Below are 17,555 nucleotides of genomic sequence, written 5' to 3'. Positions count from 1 at the left end.
GCGCAGCACGGACGTACGAGGCGGGTTAGAGGAGGGGGCGGCTGGTTAGGAGAGAGGAAGTGTCGATCTCCAGGTCAGGGCCCAGGGCAGAAGTCGGGGCCGCGCGCGCGTGGGCGTGCGCGGTGGGCTCCGCGTGCGCGGGCGTGTGCGTGGCGGGGGCCGGAAAGCGTCGGGATCGGCCGGTGATCGTGAAGGCCGTTGGGTGTCGCGCCGTGGTGCTGGATACTGCGGGAAGCCGCCGCCCGGAGCGCCCCCCGGTCGCGGTGGGCTGGAGGGGACGGTACGCGTGAGCGAGATACCTGCGAGGGCGGCGGGCCCCCGCCGTACCCCGGACGAGATCGTGTGGCAGAGCAGCCCCGCGGGCTCCATCTACGACTACATCAAGGTCGCCGCCTTCTCGATAGGGCCGGACGGCACCGTCGACCAGTGGAGCGAGCGGGCCGAACGGCTCTTCGGCCTCGGCGCCGAGGACGTCGTGGGCCGCGATCCCGTCGAGACCTTCGTGCCGCCCAGGCTGCGCGGCCAGGGACATCGCAAGCTCGCCGAGATCCTCGACGGCCGCGAGTGGACGGGGATCGTCCCCTTCCGCCTGCCCGCCAGGCGGGACCCGGCGGCCCGCGGAACCACGCTGGGTGAGGGGCCCGATCCCGTCGCCGCCGACCGTGCCCCCGGCGGCGCGGGGACCGGTACCGGCATCCCTGATTCCGCTTCGGGGCGCCTACCCGCACAGGAGGGCATCGCGGAGATCTACGTCATGCCCACGCGTACCGAGGACGGCGATCCGGCGGCCGTCTGCATCGCCGTGGACGTGCGGACGCTGCGCGGCATCGAGACGGACCTCGCCGCCTCGCAGGCGATTTTCGGCCAATCTCCCTTCGGTTTCGTGCTCTTCGGAACCGATCTGCGGATACGGAGGGTGAACGAGCGGTTCGCCTCCGTCTTCGGTCGCCCGGCCGCGGCGCACCAGGGGCTCGGCGCGCGGGACTACCTCGTACCGGCCGAGCGCGATCGGCTGGAGGCCGCGCTGCGACACGTCCTGGAGAAGGGCGGGGCGCTCAACGACCTCAGCCTCACCGGGACGCCCCCCGGCGAGACCCAGCCCCGCCACTGGTCGCTCGACCTCTACCGCGTGCACAGCGGCACAGGCCGCCCGCTCGGCGTCGCCGCGCTCGCGACCGACGTGACCCGGCGCCAGGCCGCCGCGCGCGAGGCCGCGAGCGCCCGGCGCAACCTCGCCCTCCTCAACGAGGCCGGCTCGCGCATCGGCAACTCGCTCGACCTGGAGACCACCGCCCGCGAACTCCTCGACGTCGCCGTCCCCGGCTTCTGCGACCTGGCCTCGGTCGACCTCTACCAGGCGCTCCTCCTCGGCGACGAGCAGGCGCCCGGGATGGCGGACGGCAGCGCCGAGCTGCGCCGGGTCGCCTTCGCGAGCTCCGTCGCCGACGTGCTGCCGTTCCTGCGGCAGCGCGAGGGCCACGTGGGGACCGGGACGGGCACGCCCGCCCCAGGGGCGAACGACCCCGCGTCGGGCGCCCCCCTGGACCAGATGCGGGAGTGGAGCGCCTCGCCCGCCGGGCCGTTCACGGTCGGGCGGCCCAGCGCCCCCGGCGAGGGACGCCGCGAGCGGGGGCGGCCCTGGTACGGGTACGGGCCGGGGCCCGAGGAGGCGCGGCGGCACGGGGCCGGGGCGGGCTCCGTCGACGTCGGCGCCGTGCACCGCTACCCGTCCGACTCGCCGCGCGCCCGCGTGCTGCGCACCGCGCTGCCCGAGCTGCTGCCCGGCACGGACGGCGACCTCGTGCAGTCCACGCTCGCCGTGCCGATGGTCGCGCACGACAAGGTCGTCGGGCTCGCGCAGTTCGCCCGGACGAAGGGCAGCGAGCCCTTCGGCGAGAGGGACCGCGCCCTCGCCGTCGAACTCGCCACCCGCACCGCCGTGTTCATCGACAACGCGCGCCTGTACCGGCGCGAGCACGAACGCGCCCTGCTCCTCCAGCGCAGCCTCCTGCCGCCCGGTGAGCCGGAGGCGGCCGGGCTCGACATCGCCTGCCGCTACCTCCCCGGCAACGAGGCGACCGAGGTCGGCGGGGACTGGTTCGACGTCATCGAACTCCCCGGGCACCGCACGGCACTCGTCGTCGGGGACGTCATGGGGCGCGGTCTGCGCGCGGCGGCGGCGATGGGCGAACTGCGCACCGCCGTAAGGACCCTCGCGCTTCTCGACCTCGAACCGGCCGAGGTCCTCTCGCACCTGGACGAGATCGCGCAGGGCCTCGGCTCGCCGCAGCAGACGACGCGTGCGGCCCGCCAGGACCAGGACACCGACCTCGCCGAGGTCTACCTCGCGACGTGCGTGTACGCGGTGTACGACTCCGTGACCCGCCGCTGCACCTTCGCCAACGCGGGCCACCTGCCGCCCGTCCTGCTGGAGCCGAGCGGCGCCCACCGGCCCGCGCTCCTGCTCGACGTGCCCCCGGGCATGCCGCTCGGCGTCGGCGGCGAACCCTTCGAGGAGGTCACCGTCGAACTCCCCGAGGGCGCCCTCCTCGCGCTCTACACCGACGGGCTCGTCGAGTCCAGGCACCAGCCGCTCGACGAGGGCCTCCTCGCCTTCCGCAACGCCCTCACCGATCCCGGGCGTTCGCTGGAGGACATCTGCGACCAGGTACTGCGGCGCCTCGACACGCACCACGGCGAGGACGACATCGCCCTCCTCATGGCGCGCGTGCAGGGACTGCCCGAGGAGAACGTGGGCGACTGGACGCTCCCGCGCGACCCGCAATCCGTCGGCAAGGCCCGCGAGTACACGCGGGAACGGCTCGCCGGGTGGGGGCTCGACGCGCTCGCCGACACCACGGAGCTGCTGGTCAGCGAGCTGGTCACGAACGCCCTGCGGTACGGGGACGGGGAGATCAGGCTCCGGCTGCTCCTCGACCGGACCCTCGTGTGCGAGGTGTGGGACGAGGGGCTCGTGCAGCCGAGGCGGCGCCGGGCCAAGGACACGGACGAAGGCGGACGCGGGCTCCAGCTCGTCGGACTGCTCGCCGCCTCCTGGGGCTCGCGCCGGACGCCGCACGGGAAGACGGTGTGGTTCGAGCTGGGCCTGCCGGACGGGGAGTCGAGCGGGGTGGACGCGGCGGAGGCGCTGCTGAGCCTGTTCTGACCAGGCGTCAACCCCGTCCCCCCTCGGCGTGTCGGTTACTCTGTGCGACGCGCCGGGGGGTTGCTCCGGGCTCGGTGGGCCGGGAGGCGGGCGGATGCAGACGGAGACCGTGGAGCGGGACGCGGACGGGCCGGACGGGCCGCTCGACGCGGAGAGTGCGGAGGCTGCCGGTTCCGGGACCCGTCGCGGGCCCCGGCCCCGCTGGGTGCGCGTACTGCGCCGGACCGCGCTCGGCGTCGTCCTGCTCGTTCTGCTGCCCGTGCTCGCCGCCGGGACCTGGCTGCGGTTCTCGTACGCGGGCGAGCCCGGGGACGGGACCCGCACGCGCGGGCGCGACGCGCTGTGGCTCGGGCACGCCTGGGTCGACGGGCGCAAGGACACGGGCGACCTCGACCGGCTCGTGGAACAGCTCCGCTACACCGGGATCCGCGACCTCTACGTGCACGCGGGCCCGCTGGAGCACGACGGCACCCTGCCGGAGAAGCTCTACCCGAAGGCCGGCTGGCTCGTCGGCGGGCTCCACGCACGACTGCCCAGGCTCCGCGTGCAGGCGTGGCTCGGCGACGTGCTCGACACCGAGTCCCCCGACGGGCTGAGCATGACGGACCCGAGGACGCGCGGCGCCGTCCTGACCTCCTCGCGGCAGATACTCGACGCCGGATTCCAGGGCCTGCACTTCGACTTCGAGCCCCTGCACTCCGGCGACGGCGACTTCCTCGACCTCCTCACCCGCCTGCACGCCCTCACGGCCGCGCGGCACGCCCCGCTCTCCGTCGCCGCGCACCAGATCGACCCGCTTCCCGGCCTGCACACCGTCTTCGGCACGGTCAGCGGCCACGAGAAGTACTGGAGCCAGGCGTACTTCGCGCAGGTCGCGCGCCGCGTCGACCAGATCGCCGTCATGTCGTACGACACCGCGATGCCCCTGGAGAGCCTGTACGGCGGCTACGTCGCCCAGCAGACCGAACTCGCCCTCGAAGCCACCCCGCCCGAGACCGATCTGCTCATGGGCATGCCCTTCTTCCACGAGAACAAGCCCGGCCACCGCGCCGCCGCCGAGACCGTCCCCGCCGCCGTGCGCGGCGCCCGCCTCGGCCTCGCGCGCACCGACCGCGAACGCGTCCGCTTCGGGCTCGCCCTGTACGTGGACTTCGCCGCGACGGAGGCCGACTGGAAGGCGTACCGCGACAGTTGGGGCGCTCCGGTCAACCGGCTGGGATAGCCCGGGACATGAGCCGGGGGCCGTGCGCCACCGTCAGGTGTGGCGCACGGCCCCCGGAGTCAACGGGCCGCCGGGGCGGGGCGGTTCAGGCGCGGCGCAGGCCCAGGAGGCGGATGCCCGGCATGGGCAGCTCGACCTCCACGCGCACCGTGCCCGCCGCGTCCGCCAGGACGGGCGCGAGCGGTTCGGCGGGCAGCCGGTCGGCCTCGCGGAGCTTCGCCCACTGGGGCGCGTCCGGCCAGTCGCCGCCGCCGATCTCCTCCCACACGGCCTGGATGTTGCCGTGCGCCTCGTCCACCCGGTACGCGCTCACCGCGTACCGGGCACCCGGCTCGAGGCCCGTGACACGGACGGTGGTCGACCGGCCGAGCGCGGCGGCGCCCGCGACCTTCGACTGGTCGAGCGTGCCGTTCCACACGAGCACGTCCACGGCCGAGCCGTCCTCGGCGCGCGTCGCGAGCGCCTCGACGGTCGCGTCCGCGCCGTCACCGCTCACGGCCACGGGGGCGCGGTCGCCCGCGAGCTGGTTGAGCAGCCACAGCGCCCAGTAGCGCGGCTTGCGCAGATTGCCGACGGTGAGCAGCCCGAAGCCGCCGTGGAAGAGCTTCGGCGGCCAGCCCAACTCCTCGAACTGGTCCGTCGCGACCCAGTAGGCGAGCGCGTCGGTCGAGGCGAGCGCCGACTTCATGCCGCGCAGCACGAACGGCGCCGAGAAGACGGAGTCGCTCACGGGGTGGAAGTGGGTCGGCGTGACGCCCCACTCGGTCCACAGGATCTCCGGCTCGGGCCGCCCGGTCGCCTCGGCGTAGGCGCGGGTCAGCGGGCGGAAGTCGAGCGGCGCGTTCCCGTACGTGTGCGTCGAGACGAAGTCGACGGGCAGGTTCTCGGCGCGGCAGTACTCCAGGAGCGCGCCGACCCAGCCCGCGGCGGCCGAGGAGGGCCCGCCGACGCGGATGCGCGGGTCGGCGGCCTTCACGGCCCGGACCGCGTACGCGTACAGCAGGTGGTAGTCGTCCTGCGTGCCGTTCCAGAAGACTTCGAGGTTCGCCTCGTTCCACACCTCGAACTCCCAGCCGGCGACCTCGTCGCGGCCGTAGCGCTCCTGGAGGTGGACGACGAGCGCGTGGCACAGCTCGCCCCAGCGCTCCCAGGACGTGGGCGTCGAGACGAGCGCCTTGTAGTCGAAGACGGTGTACCCGGGGTCCTTCGCCAGCTCCTCCGGCATGAAGGAGAGTTCGACGACGGGCTTGAGGCCGGTGGCGAGGAAGCGGTCGTAGACCTCGTCGAGCCCGGAGAAGTCGAAGCTGCCGTCGGGACGCACCGAGACCGTCTCGGGGAGGAAGGTGCCGTGGGCGCGGACCGCGCGGACGCCGAGTTCGTCCCGCACCTTGCCCAGTGCCTCGTGGTACTCGGCGGCCGTGTCCGAGCCGCCGGGACCGGGCTTGTCCCACAGCAGGAGCGAGAGGTGCTCGGCGCCGATGATCCTGTTCCACACGCGGGGGAGCGGGCTCGTCGGGGCGGCGGCGTCGACCGCGACCTCGACGGCGGCGGGCGCCTCGCCCGGGGCCTTCGGGGTGGCGGTCACGGTCTCGGCGCCCAGCGGGCCCGCGCCGTCGTCGGTCCAGCTCGCGACCTTGTAGTGGTAGGCGCGGCCGGGCTCCACGAGGGTGTCGGCGTACGGCGGGTGCGGCACGGCGAGGACGTCGCCGCCGAGGTGGTCGAGCGGCGTGAAGGGGCCCTCGGGCGAGTCGGCGCGGTGCACGAGGTAGCCGAGCGCGCCCGCGACGGGCCGCCAGTCGAGCCGTACGAGCCCGGTGCCCTCCTCGGCGCGCAGTCCGGCCGGAGCGGCGACGGCGGCCGTACCGGTGAGCCGGGTGTCGCTGGGCTTGCCGATGCGCTGCTCCCAGTCGGAGCGGGCGGCGGACTTCTCCGGCGCGGCGGTGGGGGCCGCCGGTGCGGCGGCGGGGGCGTCCGGCGCGGCGGGATGCGCCGGAGCGGCGGGCTTTTCGGGCATGGCGAACAGAACCTTTGCTGGGGGGAGAGGAAGAAGAGGGGGGTACGGGCCGGGCGCGCGGGGCGGGTCGAGTGCCCTGGGCCCGTACCGGGGATCGCGCGAAGGGGCGCGGCTACTTGAGCCCGGCCGTCGCGAGATCCGGCTTGAAGTGCCGCTGGAGCACGAGGAACACGAGCAGGACCGGCAGGACCACGAGGAGCGAGCCCGCCATCAGGACCCCGTTCGAGCCCGCGACCTTGTTGGGGTCGTTCGCGAAGGTCGCGAGGGCCACGGGGAGCGTGTACTTGTCCGGGTCGTTGGTCGCGATCAGCGGCCACACGAAGTTGTTCCACGAGCCGAGGAAGGTCAGGATGCCGAGCGTCGCGAGGGCGGGCTTGACCAGCGGCATCACGATCCGCCAGAAGATGTACCACTCGCTCGCGCCGTCCATCCGCGCCGCTTCGAGCAGCTCGTCCGGGATCGACTGCATGAACTGCCGCATGAGGAAGACCCCGAAGGCACCGGCCGCGAAGGGCAGCACCAGGCCCGCGTAGCTGTCGAGCAGGTCCAGCTTGTTCATCAGCACGTACATCGGCAGCAGCATCAGGTTGCCCGGCACCATGAGCGCGGCGAGCACGAGTGCGAAGACCTTGTTGCGGCCGAAGAAGTCGAGCTTCGCGAGCGCGTAGCCGAGCATCGAGCAGAAGACCAGGTTGCAGACGGTCACGAGCACCGCGACAACCACGGAGTTCATGAAGTACAGCGGCAGGTCGAGCTTGTCGAGCAGCGCGCGGAACTGGTCGAGCGTCCACTCCGAGGGAATCCAGACGGTCTTGGAACCGCCCAGCTCCTCGTCGGTCTTGAAGGCCGAGAGCGCCATCCACAGGAACGGCGCGGCCATGATCAGCAGGCCGATCGAGAGGGCGACGTACGTGAGGGGCTTGCGCAGCCGCTCGCTCAGCGGGGTCCGCGGCACGCGCGGGCGTCCCGGGTCCTGGCCCGCGTCGTGGCCGGGATCGTGGCCCGGGGCCTTCGTCGCGTGCGTTCCGGGGTCGCTGGGGGTACGGCGCGGGGCCGGTGTCGTGGCGCTCACTTCGTGTTGTCCTTCAGCAGTCGGAGCTGGAGCACCGTGATGGCCATGATCACAATGAAGAGGACGTACGCCATCGCGCTCGCGTAGCCCATGTGGAAGAAGTTGAAGCCTTCCTTGTACATGTCCAGCGACACGGTGAGGGTGCTGTTGTTGGGGCCGCCCTGCGTCATCACGAAGGGTTCCTCGAAGACGTTGAGGAAGCCGATCGTGGTGATGACGGTCGAGTAGAGCAGCGTCGGGCGCAGGAGCGGGACCGTGATCCTGCGCAGCTCCTGGAAGGCGCCCGCGCCGTCGAGCTTCGCGGCCTCGCGCACTTCCTGCGGGATCGCCTGGAGGCCCGCGATGAGCAGCACCATGACGTTGCCGACGTTGCGCCACACCGCCATCGCGATCATGGACGGCATCGCGAGGTGCTCGTTGCCGAGGAAGTCGGGCGAGGTGAGCCCGACCGCGTCGAAGAGCCCGGCCACGAGCCCGTCGCTCGGATCGAGCACGAAGCGCCACACGACGGCCACCGCGACGATCGTGGTCACGACGGGCGCGTAGAAACCGACCCGGAAGAAGGTCCGCGCGCGGTCGATGCCGTTGTTGAGCAGGACCGCGACGAGCAGCCCGGCGGTGATCGTGACGGGCACTCCGACGACCACGAAGTACCCCGTGTTGAACAGGGACTTCAGGAACTTGTCGTCCTGGAAGAGGTTGACGTAGTTGTCGAGGCCGATGAACTTCGCGTCGAAGGGGTGCGTCACGTTGGCGAGGCCGAAGTCGGTGAAGCTCATGAGGAGCGTCGCGACGATCGGCAGCGCCATGAAGACGGCGAAGAGGACGAGGAACGGGGTGGAGAAGAGCCAGCCCGCCAGGTGGTGCGTGCGCACCGAACCGCCCCGGCGGGCGGGCCCGGCCCCCCGGCCCCCGCGCGAGGCGGGGGCGGGCGGGCCCTGCGTGGCCGCCGGGGCGGCCGTGTCTGCCGTGCTGCTCATGACCGCTTACCCCAGGAGGCTTTCGATCTCGGACTGGGCCTTGTCCAGGGCCGACTTGGCGCTCGCCTTGCCCTGGGTGACCTGCTCGATCGCGTCGTCGACCTTCGAGGAGATCTCCGACCACTTCGCGAGCGCGGGCGAGGTCTTCGAGTTCTCGACCTGCGTGCGGAAGGTCTGGAGGTTCTTGTCGGTCGCGAGCTCGCCGCTGTCCCAGGCGGAGGTGCGGGCCGGGAGGTCGCCGCTCGCCTTGTAGAACTCGGTCTGGCCCTTGGCGCTCGTCAGGTACTTCACGAAGTCCGTGGCGGCGGCCTTGTGGTCGCTGTCCTTGGAGATGACGAGCGAGGAGCCGCCGGCCATCGAGGTCGCGGACTCGTCGCGCGGCACCGTCGTGATGCCCCACTTGCCCTTGAGGTTCGGGTGCGTCTGGTTGATCGAGCTGATCTGCCAGGGGCCGGAGAAGAACATCGGCACGGAGCCGCTGTCGAAGTCCTTGAGCACGTCGTAGCCGGGCGTGACGCTCTTCTTCGCGAGGCCCTTGCTGAAGTACGTGCCGTACTCCGTGAGCGCGCGGACCGCCTCGGGGCTGTTGACGACGGCCTTCTTGCCGTCGTCGCTGACGATCTGGCCGCCCGCCGAGTACAGGAAGGGGTAGAAGCTCTGCACCGTGTCGGTGCCGGAGGGCTGGATCGAGAGGCCCCACCGCGTACCGGCCTGCTTCTGGTACGCGGTGGCGAGGGCCTTCATGTCCTTCCACGTCTTGGGCGCCTCGGTGATCCCGGCCTTCTTGGCGAGGTCCGTGCGGTAGTAGACGACGCGCGTGTCGACGTACCACGGCACGCCGTACGCCGTGTCGTCCACGACGCCCTGCTTCCAGGAGGCCGGGAAGAAGTCCTTCTCGTGGAAGGTCTTCGTGTCGACCGGCTCCAGGACGCCCAGCTCGGAGAACTCGCCCATGTAGCTCCCGCCCATCTGCGCGATGTCGGGGAGCTTGCTCGCGGCGGCGGCGGAGACGAGCTTCTGGTGCGCGACGTCCCAGCCGACCGGAGTCACCTTGACGGTGATGTTCGGGTGCGACTTCTCGTAGGTCTTGGCGATGTCGGCGAGCTTCTCGCCCTCGGCGCCCATGCCCCAGACCGTGAGGGTCTGCTTCTTGTCGGCGGAGACGCCCCCGCCGCCGGAGCCGCCGCAGGCGGCGATGACGACCATGGCGGCGATCGAGGCAGCGGCGACCGTGGTGTTCCGCACGGTCTTCCGGGTGCGGAGTCTCGCGGGGCGGTTCATGACGTGCTCCTCCTTGAGCGGGTTCCTCACCGGTGCGAGCGGCGGGAATGTATGCGCTGTCTGTAAGCGCATACATCACTGTGGCGTGAGAGGCGGGGCGGGCGCAAGGGGGGTCTACGTCACACTTCGTGGATGTTCTGGGGAGGGGATGTGGGGCGGGCGGGGCGAACAGAGGTGGGGGGTGGTGGCGTGGCTTGCGTTCACAACATATGAATTGTCCCGCATCGGCTGGATTGGGGGCGGGGGATGGGGAGGGCGAGGGGGACCCGGGGGTCCTCGGGCGCGGGGGCGGGGCGGGTCCGGGGGGCTTACCTCGGCGGGAGGGGCGCGTCGGCAAGGGGGTACGAGCGCTCGGGCGGGAGGCGCGGGGCGGCGGGAGGCGCGTTCCGGCGGGGCGGATGGCGGCGGGAGCTGCGCTCCGGCCTGAGGCGCGCCTCCGGCGGGGCGGATATCGGCAGGAGGCGCGCTCCCAGCCCGAGGCGCCCGAGGCGGGCGGGCGCGTGACCCGTGGGGCGGCCACCGAGTCGTTGGGCCTGGTGGGAGGCCGTAGGGTCGGGAATCATGGTGCACGCAGACGACACGCCGCCGCAGGGGCCGGGCGGGGCCTCGCGGGGTCCGGGCGAGAGCCCGTACGGCTTCGATCCCACGTACGGCTACGAGCTGCCCGCCCTGCTCGCCGTGCCCGCGCCCCCGGCGCCGGACGACTTCGGCGCGTTCTGGGGGCGGCTGCGGGAGCGGGCGCGCGCGGTCGCGACGGAGCCCGAGCCGGGGCCCGTCGAGGACGAGCGCGACGGGCTCGTGATCCGCTCCGTCACGTACACCTCGCTCGGCGGGGTGCGGCTCGGCGGCTGGTTCGCGATGCCGACCGAGGGGCCCGTGCGGCACGGCTTCGTGATCGGGCACGGGTACGGGGGCCGGGATCGCCCCGGGCCGGATCTGCCGCTGCCGCTCGGGCAGTCCGCCGCGATCCTGCCGTGCGTGCGCGGGCTGCCCGCGCGCGGGCTCGTCGACGGCATCCCGGCCGACGCGGACGCCCATGTGCTGCACGGCATCGGGAGCCGTGAGACGTCCGTGCTCGGCGAGTGCGTCGCCGACCTGTGGTGCGCCGCGAGCGCGCTCGTCGAGCTGTTACCCGCACTCGCCGGACCCCGCCTCGGCTACCTCGGCGAGAGCCTCGGCGGCGGCCTCGGCGCGCTCGCGCTGCCGTGGGACGAGCGCTTCGTCGCGGCCCAGCTCACCGTGCCGACCTTCGGCAACCACCCGCTGCGGCTCACGCTGCCGAGCGTGGGGAGCGGCGAGTCGGTACGGAAGTACCACGCCGCGCACCCCGAAGTCACCGACGTGCTCACGTACTTCGACGCGGCGACCGCGGCGGCGCTGATCCGCGTCCCGGTCCTCGTCGCCGCCGCGCTCTACGACCCCGCCGTGCCGCCCCCGGGCCAGTTCGCCGTGCACAACGCCCTCCCGGCGGCGGGTGACCCCTTCCTGCTCCGGGCCGGCCACCACCCCTACGCGGAGGAACCGACCGACCGCACGGCACTGGCACAGGCCCGCACGGACTTCTTCGCGGCCAACATGCCGGGCTAGCGGGGCGGTTCGGAAAGGGTGCGCGGCTCGTGCGGCGACACCGGCACCGCCCACGGCCCCCGAAGGGCCCCCGCACACCGTGGACGCACGGATGACGGTGGAGATCAGCGCGGGCATCATCCGGCACGTCACCGTCACCTGTGCACGGCACCGGCCGGCGCGCCTCGCTTCACGCATCCCCCGGCAGTCCCGGAGGCCGCGCGGAACCGCGTCCGCGTTCGCCATGCCGTCGTCGGCCGCGCGGCTGTCGGCCGGGGCTCACCGAACCCGGCGAGAGCAGAGAGCCGACGAAGCGGTCAACGCCCTCGTGAACGGCTCACCTCGTCCTGCCGACCCGGGTGGCGGCGCTCCGGATCACCGGGCGCCGCCGGTGTGCCGGTTCACCCCTCGCCCTGCGCCGCGCTGCCCCTCCACCCCACCTCGGCCCGGCGACCGTCGTCGTCCGTGACCGGGAGCGAGGCCCCACCGGGCCACTTCGGCGTCACGGATTCCGTCTCGTCCGGCGGGGTGATGACAAGGCCCGTGATGCGTACGCCCGAGCCGCCGCTCTTGTTGAGCGGGTCCCACACGCCGAAGCGGATCTTCTTGCCCGCGCCGAGGCGGACGCCCGTGGTGACTCAGAGGAGTGCGAGGTTCCATTGCGCGGTGACGGTCTTGCCGGTGGCATCGGTGTGGACGGCGAAGTGATGGCTGAGGCGGCGGATGATGTGCAGGCCGAAGTGCCCTGTGCCGTCGAGTGCTGACGAACCTGGCATCGGGGACAGCCGGCCGAGGTCGTGGACGGCGATGCTCAGCAGGCGCGTGCTGTGCCTGATCGCCAGCCGCCAGGTCCCGGCCGTGTGGCGTTCGGCGTTCGAGAGCAGTTCGGCCACGACCAGGGCGACGGCGGAGCGGTCCAGGCGCGGGCAGTGGGTGGCCGCGTAGGTCTGCGCCAGGAATCGCGCGTCGGCGGCGGTGAGTTCGGTGGAGTCCAGGGAAAGCACCGGCGCGCTCCTCGTCTCGGGTGGCAGGAGAGTACCCCCTGTGCGACTGCGAATGCCTCGGAGTCGGCGGGCTGACGCGGCAGACGTCGGCACGAGGGGCGACGCGGGCGGCGGACGGGTACCTGCGATACCTCCGAGCGAGGCTGTCGCAGCGCCCGCGGACAGGTTCCGCATGACGCATACGGGCGGAAGCGAGGCGTCCGGTCCCGCGCGGCACGCGAGGGCAGGTCGCGTCCACGGGCCTCGCGGGCCGCCGGATCGCGGGCCTCGCGTCGGGGGACCGGCGCCCGACGTCGAGGACCGCCGTGGGCCGACCGTCGGGAACACCGTCGGCACCCCCGGATCTTGTCGCGAAGGCCGCGTGGCAGCGGATTGCGGCGAAGGCGGACCGAAGCACGACGAGGGTGCCGTGGACGACCCGGGTGCGCTTGCCGGGGACAGGTGCTTGATCCGGCGTGGTCGCGGGGGGTGGCGACCGCCGGAGGACGGAGCGGGTCGCGGATGCTCAGGCCGGGCTCCCGCCGCGGCCCGCCCGCGGCGGGTCGTCCGCCCGGATTCGTCCGTGTCACCCTCGCGGATTCGTCCGTGTCACCCTCGCGGGTGTTTCTGGGCGTCCCCAGCCCGGGAAAAGAGGGCGCGCGGCCGTCAGGAGCGGCGCGGGGGGTGAGTATGTGGTGCCCGGCTTCGCGGCGGTGGTCGGCGACCTCCCGCCAGGCGGCGGGGTGCGTTCCGCACGGGCCACCGGTCGTCCGGGAGCGGTCGCACACCGGCCGGGGAAGAGTGCAGGGGCACGACCAGGGGGAAGCACTGAAGCGCGGTACGGCAATCCGTCATCATCTGTTCTCCGGCTCGGCCCTGGCCGTGGCCCTCACGCTCGGAGCGCCCCAGGCGCATGCTGCGGGCAGTGATCCGGTGGTGGTCCCGGCCGGGAGTGCCGCGACAGCCGCCGCGCTTCCGCTCGGTCCCCTGGCCGGGCTTCTCGTGGAACGGCTCTCGGCCGGGGACCGGGTGGCGGCGTCGAAGTTCGGCACCGGCGCGCCGATCGAGGACCGCGTCCGGGAAGAAGACCTGCTGGACGACGTGCGGGAGAAGGCCGGGGCCCACGGCCTGGAACCGGACGCGACCGTGGCCTTCTTCCGGGATCAGATCGCCGCGAGCAAGGTGGTGCAGCGAGGGCTCTTCCGGTACTGGACGGCGCACCCCGAGCGGACTCCTGCGACGCGTCCGGACCTCTCCGCGCTCCGCGCGCGGCTCGACCGCCTGACCACACGGCTCCTCCAGGAGCTCAGCGCGACACGGCTTCTGCGGAGCCTCCCCGGAGGATGCGAGGCCGAGCTGCTCCTCGCCACCGGGGCCGTCTCGGCCCCCTCGGGCCCCCGCGGGCTGGACGCGCTCCACCGCCGGGCCCTGGAGACGGCGTCCTCGTCCGTCTGCGTGACCGGCGGAGCTGCCGCACTGCCCGCACCCGCAACCGGCCCCGGAGCACTCGCACACGACGGCGACTGAGACCGGCTGCGACAGGGCCGGCGCCCGAACGCCGTGGCCGACCACGACATCCGGGCATCCCGCACACGCCCCTCGGCGGCCGAGCACATCCGTGACCGGGCCCCGCGCGAGGCCACGGGGACCGCCCGTCCGCCGACACGAGGTGTCCTCGTGCCGGAGTGCTCCGCGCCCCACCGCCGCAGGCCCTGTGCCCCCGGGGGAGACGTGGCGCCGTATGCGCACCGGGGCCAGGGGTGCGCCCAGTCCCCCCGGCCCGGCGTCGGAGCATCACGGTGCGCGGCGCCGATATGGTCGCCGTCCTTGTCGCCGGATCAGCCACGAGGGGGCGGCGCGAGGTGTCGCGCCGGATGGCGTGCCACGCCCGCGCGGCTTTCCGGCGCGCGGCACGGCGCCCGCGTCGCACCCGCCCCCGTGCGCCCCCCGGACGGCGGTGACCCCCACGGATTCCCGCCCCGGACAGGCGGACCCCCCGGGCCCCCGCCGCGCGCGAGGCGTTCCGGCCCACACGCGCTGCGAGGAGCCCGGTGCGCGGCGAGGAGCGTCGCCGTGGTCCGTGGGCGTCACCTCCGTCCCCGGTCCTCAGCCCCTGTCGCCCGCCGGTCCGTCCTCCGGAGCGAGGCGGAGGTAGAGGCGGGTGCCCAGGGGGCGGTAGCCCAGGCGTTCGTAGACGCGGCGGGAGTCGTCTCCCGAGAACTCCAGCCAGACGGAGGCGGCGCCGCGCGCGAACATGTCGGCCGTGAGCGCGGAGACGACGGCGGCGGCGACGCCCCGGCGGCGGTGCGTGGGGCGCGTGCCGACCCCGCTCAGCTCGGCGGTGCCGAGCGCGGGCGCCGTGCAACTCGCCCCGCCCGCGCAACTCCCGTCAGCGGCCCGTACGTACCGCACCGCGCCCCCGCCCTCGCTCGTCCGCCGCAACCGCGCGACCCCCTCGGGACTCGCGGTCCCCGGGCCGCCGAAGGACGCGCTCAGCGCGGCATCGAGAGCGGCGAACTCCTCGTCATCGGCGGGGGATTGGGTGACGAGGCGGTTCTCGGCCGGGGTGTACGTCTCCGGTGTGCACACCAGGAAGTCGTGCTCGGCCTCCACGGTGAAACCGGCGGCGAGGAGCGCGGGCGCGACGGCCGGCGCCGCCGCCGGGACGAATTCGAGCCGGGGCATCAACTCCCTTGTACGGAAGGCTTCCACGAGGGCGGCGACGTCGGCGGTGGAGGGCTCGGCGCCGGGCAGCGGGGTCGCGTAGTTGAGATACGGGTTCGGGTCGTCGGCCTGGAATCCGGCGACGAAGCCCGGCGTCTCCACCACCCGTGGCCTGCGCCGCAGTTGCTCGGCGGTCGCGGACTGCACGAGCAGCCCGGGGGAGGGGACGTCGGGGGACGTGGAGGGGTCCACGAAAGTCATCTGGGGAAATCCTTGAGGGAGTCGCACGGTCGCCCGGACACGCGGGAATCGCGTGCGGGCAGGACAAGGCACGGCCGTGGGAGGCCGGAACGTGGGACCACCGCCGGAAGGCGCGGAGCCTTCCTCAGTGCGCGCGGCGGTCGCTGACGGACGCCGTGCTCATGGACTTCATTCCCTCGGGACATCGACTGCGGAGACACCGGGCGCTGCTCGCCGCGATGCGGTGCGCGGGGGCGAACTGCTCGCCCCCGCACGCGAAAGCGGTTCACTCTGACACGCGCGAGGCCGCGATTCAACCGCTTTACGGGTGCATCCGCGCCCCCTTCAAGGTCTTGTCCACCGCGTTCCTCGGGCCGTACACCGCGAGCCCCACGAGGTCGAGGGCCGCGCCGGGGACCGCGCGGACGGCGGCGCGGTTGGCCGCGTCGTGGCCCGTCGCGAAGAGGTCGGCGGTGAAGACGGCGCGGGGCAGGGCGCGCGCGAGGGCGCGGGAGTGGGCCGTCGTGAGCAGCGCGGCGGAGCCTTCGAGGACGAGGACGGGCTGCCGGAACATCGGCAGGTACGGGGTGCTGTCGGCGTCCGCGTACGGCTCGCCGATCACCTCGGGGACCTCGGTGCCGAGGCCGCTGACGAGGAACGCGGTCACGTTGAGCCGCTGCCAGGGGGCGAGGTCGTCGCGGAGCAGGACGGCGATCTTGGTGTCGAAGCGGACGGGGGCGTCGGTGCTGGTCATGGGGCCAGCCTCGCGGTGGGGGCCGGGCGCTTTCTTGTACGTTCCTGGCGTACGTTCGGGGTATGGCGACCCGGCACGAGATCTCGGCGTGGCGGCCCGCCGTCGCCGGGGTGACGGAGGTGCTGCACGCGCGCTTCACGGACCACGCGTACCCGATGCACGTCCACGAGGCGTGGACGCTGCTCATCGTGGACGACGGCGCGGTCCGCTACGACCTGGGCAGGCACCCGCACGGCACCCCGCGGGACACCGTCTCGCTGCTGCCCCCGTACGTCCCGCACAACGGCTCGGCGGCGAGCCCCGGCGGCTTCCGCAAACGCGTCCTGTACCTCGATCTCACCCGCCTGGGCACGGACTTGACCGGCCCGGCCGCCGACACCCCTGACCTCGCCGATCCCCTCCTCCGCGACCGCGTGGGGCGCCTGCACTCCGTACTGGCCCACCCGGGCGAGGAGTTGGAGGCGGAGAGCAGGCTGGCCCTGGTCGTGGACCGGCTGCGCCGCCACCTGCGCGCGACGCCCGAACAGCCCACTCCCGCACGGTCGTTGCCGCGCGACCTGCGCGATCTGCTCGACGCCCGCCTCCCCGCGTCCCTGGGCCTCGCCGAGGCGGCCCGCCTCCTGCACGCCGACGAGACCCACCTCGTCCGCGCCTTCACGCGCGCCTTCGGCATCGCACCGCACCAGTACGTGACCGCCCGCCGCCTGGACCGTGCCCGCCGCCTCCTCCTGGAAGGCGTCCCGGCGGCCCGTGCCGCCACGGAGTCCGGCTTCTACGACCAGCCCCACCTGAGCCGCCACTTCCGCCGCTTCCTGGGCACGACCCCGGGGCGGTTTGCGCGGGAGCGCCGCGCCACGGAGGGGTGAGGAGGCGGAGCGGAGAGGCGCGCCAAGGCGGTCGGCCGGGGCCGCCGTGCCGAAGCGGTCGGCCGGGGCGTGCCCGTCCGTGGTCAGCGGACCAGGAGCCGGATCGCGAGGGCGAGGCGTTCGGTGTAGAACGCGTGCGACGGGGCTTGGTGCTTGAGGCCGACCGACGTGCTGATCAGGGTGCGCGCGATGCCCACCGGGTCCTGTCCGTCCGCGTCCGGCCCCTCGGCCAGTGCCGCCGTGACCAGTTCCTCGAAGCGGCGCGGCGCCCGCTCCGCGCACTCCCCGAGCAGGCCCGGATGTGCCTCGACGACCTGCGGGATGTCACGTGCCGGCGGCTCCGTGTAGCGGCCCGCCCACTGGTCGAAGGCGGTGGCGAGGCGCTCGGCGAGGGGGCGCCGGGTATCGGAGAGGACCCGTTCCACCGCCGCGAGATCGCGCTCCAGGAGCTGTTCGACCGCCGCGCGGAACAGGAGTTCCTTCGAGGAGAAGAGGAAGTAGAGGCCCGGCCGCGAGATGTCCGCCGCGCGGGCCACCTCCGCCATCGACGTCTTCCGGTACCCGAACCGCGCGAACGTGGTCATCGCGGCGTCCAGCACGGCACCCCGCCGACCGGGACCGGGATCGGCCCTGGCACCTGGCTCGTCCCGGGGGCCCGGCTTCTCCCGGGGGCCCGCCTCGCTACGGGGTTCGGTCTCGCGGCTCATGCGAGAAGCCTACGAGAGCAAGACGCGCTATACAAACCAA

At 73.4% G+C, this 17,555-nt stretch carries 14 protein-coding genes; 5 read left to right on the top strand and 9 right to left on the bottom strand.

The genetic code is table 11. The annotated features are described in order from the left end of the window. Window positions 1-286: 286 nt before the first annotated feature. Window positions 287-3,166: a SpoIIE family protein phosphatase gene (locus STTU_RS10430; protein ID WP_199785010.1), complete on the top strand. Its 2,880-nt coding sequence runs from the start codon at window positions 287-289 to the stop codon at window positions 3,164-3,166. Between the two features lie 94 nt (window positions 3,167-3,260). Beyond that, a complete protein-coding gene (locus STTU_RS10425; protein ID WP_007822502.1) occupies window positions 3,261-4,388 on the top strand; it encodes a hypothetical protein in 1,128 nt (375 codons plus the stop codon). Between the two features lie 85 nt (window positions 4,389-4,473). Here STTU_RS10425 and STTU_RS10420 read toward each other — a convergent pair whose 3' ends face one another. From STTU_RS10420 to STTU_RS10405, 4 genes are all read right to left on the bottom strand, one after another. Continuing rightward, on the bottom strand, window positions 4,474-6,402 hold the full coding sequence (locus STTU_RS10420) for a GH39 family glycosyl hydrolase (RefSeq protein ID WP_007822501.1): 1,929 nt from the start codon (window positions 6,400-6,402) through the stop codon (window positions 4,474-4,476). A gap of 112 nt (window positions 6,403-6,514) precedes the next feature. Then, window positions 6,515-7,357, bottom strand: a complete 843-nt coding sequence (locus STTU_RS10415) for a carbohydrate ABC transporter permease (protein WP_007822500.1) — start codon at window positions 7,355-7,357, stop codon at window positions 6,515-6,517. A 113-nt stretch (window positions 7,358-7,470) separates the two neighbouring features. After that, on the bottom strand, window positions 7,471-8,454 hold the full coding sequence (locus STTU_RS10410; RefSeq protein ID WP_009068491.1) for a carbohydrate ABC transporter permease: 984 nt from the start codon (window positions 8,452-8,454) through the stop codon (window positions 7,471-7,473). Between the two features lie 6 nt (window positions 8,455-8,460). Then, entirely contained in the window at window positions 8,461-9,735 is a 1,275-nt protein-coding gene (locus STTU_RS10405) for a sugar ABC transporter substrate-binding protein (RefSeq protein ID WP_043254759.1), read from the bottom strand. A gap of 561 nt (window positions 9,736-10,296) precedes the next feature. Here STTU_RS10405 and STTU_RS10400 point away from each other — a divergent pair. Beyond that, window positions 10,297-11,322, top strand: coding sequence for an acetylxylan esterase (locus tag STTU_RS10400; RefSeq protein ID WP_007822498.1), 1,026 nt, complete (start codon window positions 10,297-10,299; stop codon window positions 11,320-11,322). A gap of 380 nt (window positions 11,323-11,702) precedes the next feature. Here STTU_RS10400 and STTU_RS10395 read toward each other — a convergent pair whose 3' ends face one another. Then, window positions 11,703-11,891, bottom strand: a complete 189-nt coding sequence (locus STTU_RS10395; RefSeq protein WP_007822497.1) for a hypothetical protein — start codon at window positions 11,889-11,891, stop codon at window positions 11,703-11,705. 48 nt (window positions 11,892-11,939) lie between these two features. Then, a complete protein-coding gene (locus STTU_RS10390; RefSeq protein WP_007822492.1) occupies window positions 11,940-12,305 on the bottom strand; it encodes an ATP-binding protein in 366 nt (121 codons plus the stop codon). Window positions 12,306-13,217: 912 nt separating this feature from the next. On the opposite strand from STTU_RS10390, the gene aroQ reads away from it, so the two are divergent. Then, window positions 13,218-13,811, top strand: coding sequence for a gamma subclass chorismate mutase AroQ (aroQ, locus tag STTU_RS10385; RefSeq protein ID WP_043254756.1), 594 nt, complete (start codon window positions 13,218-13,220; stop codon window positions 13,809-13,811). Window positions 13,812-14,390: 579 nt separating this feature from the next. Here the strand turns inward: aroQ and STTU_RS10380 are convergent. Together STTU_RS10380 and STTU_RS10375 are read right to left on the bottom strand one after the other, a co-directional pair. Further along, window positions 14,391-15,209, bottom strand: a complete 819-nt coding sequence (locus STTU_RS10380) for a GNAT family N-acetyltransferase (protein ID WP_052862348.1) — start codon at window positions 15,207-15,209, stop codon at window positions 14,391-14,393. Between the two features lie 301 nt (window positions 15,210-15,510). Next, window positions 15,511-15,942, bottom strand: a complete 432-nt coding sequence (locus STTU_RS10375) for a DUF2000 domain-containing protein (RefSeq protein WP_007822484.1) — start codon at window positions 15,940-15,942, stop codon at window positions 15,511-15,513. Window positions 15,943-16,004: 62 nt separating this feature from the next. Between STTU_RS10375 and STTU_RS10370 the strand changes: the two genes are divergently transcribed. Further along, on the top strand, window positions 16,005-16,808 hold the full coding sequence (locus STTU_RS10370) for an AraC family transcriptional regulator (protein WP_007822482.1): 804 nt from the start codon (window positions 16,005-16,007) through the stop codon (window positions 16,806-16,808). Window positions 16,809-16,891: 83 nt separating this feature from the next. Here STTU_RS10370 and STTU_RS10365 read toward each other — a convergent pair whose 3' ends face one another. Then, entirely contained in the window at window positions 16,892-17,407 is a 516-nt protein-coding gene (locus STTU_RS10365) for a TetR/AcrR family transcriptional regulator (RefSeq protein WP_007822480.1), read from the bottom strand. Window positions 17,408-17,555 lie beyond the last annotated feature (148 nt).

The sequence above is a fragment of the Streptomyces sp. Tu6071 genome, from assembly GCF_000213055.1.
GTDB classification, from domain to species: Bacteria; Actinomycetota; Actinomycetes; order Streptomycetales; family Streptomycetaceae; genus Streptomyces; species Streptomyces evansiae.
Note: the sequence above shows the minus strand (reverse complement) of the source record. Positions and strands in the feature narration are given on the sequence as shown.

What these genes read in the sequence shown, in the direction of transcription:
- STTU_RS10425 (WP_007822502.1), top strand. Translation starts at nt 3,261, where the DNA reads ATGCAGACGGAGACCGTGGAGCGGGACGCGGACGGGCCGGACGGGCCG.
- STTU_RS10420 (WP_007822501.1), bottom strand. Translation starts at nt 6,402, where the DNA reads ATGCCCGAAAAGCCCGCCGCTCCGGCGCATCCCGCCGCGCCGGACGCC.
- STTU_RS10410 (WP_009068491.1), bottom strand. Translation starts at nt 8,454, where the DNA reads ATGAGCAGCACGGCAGACACGGCCGCCCCGGCGGCCACGCAGGGCCCG.
- STTU_RS10405 (WP_043254759.1), bottom strand. Translation starts at nt 9,735, where the DNA reads ATGAACCGCCCCGCGAGACTCCGCACCCGGAAGACCGTGCGGAACACC.
- STTU_RS10400 (WP_007822498.1), top strand. Translation starts at nt 10,297, where the DNA reads ATGGTGCACGCAGACGACACGCCGCCGCAGGGGCCGGGCGGGGCCTCG.
- STTU_RS10380 (WP_052862348.1), bottom strand. Translation starts at nt 15,209, where the DNA reads ATGACTTTCGTGGACCCCTCCACGTCCCCCGACGTCCCCTCCCCCGGG.
- STTU_RS10375 (WP_007822484.1), bottom strand. Translation starts at nt 15,942, where the DNA reads ATGACCAGCACCGACGCCCCCGTCCGCTTCGACACCAAGATCGCCGTC.
- STTU_RS10370 (WP_007822482.1), top strand. Translation starts at nt 16,005, where the DNA reads ATGGCGACCCGGCACGAGATCTCGGCGTGGCGGCCCGCCGTCGCCGGG.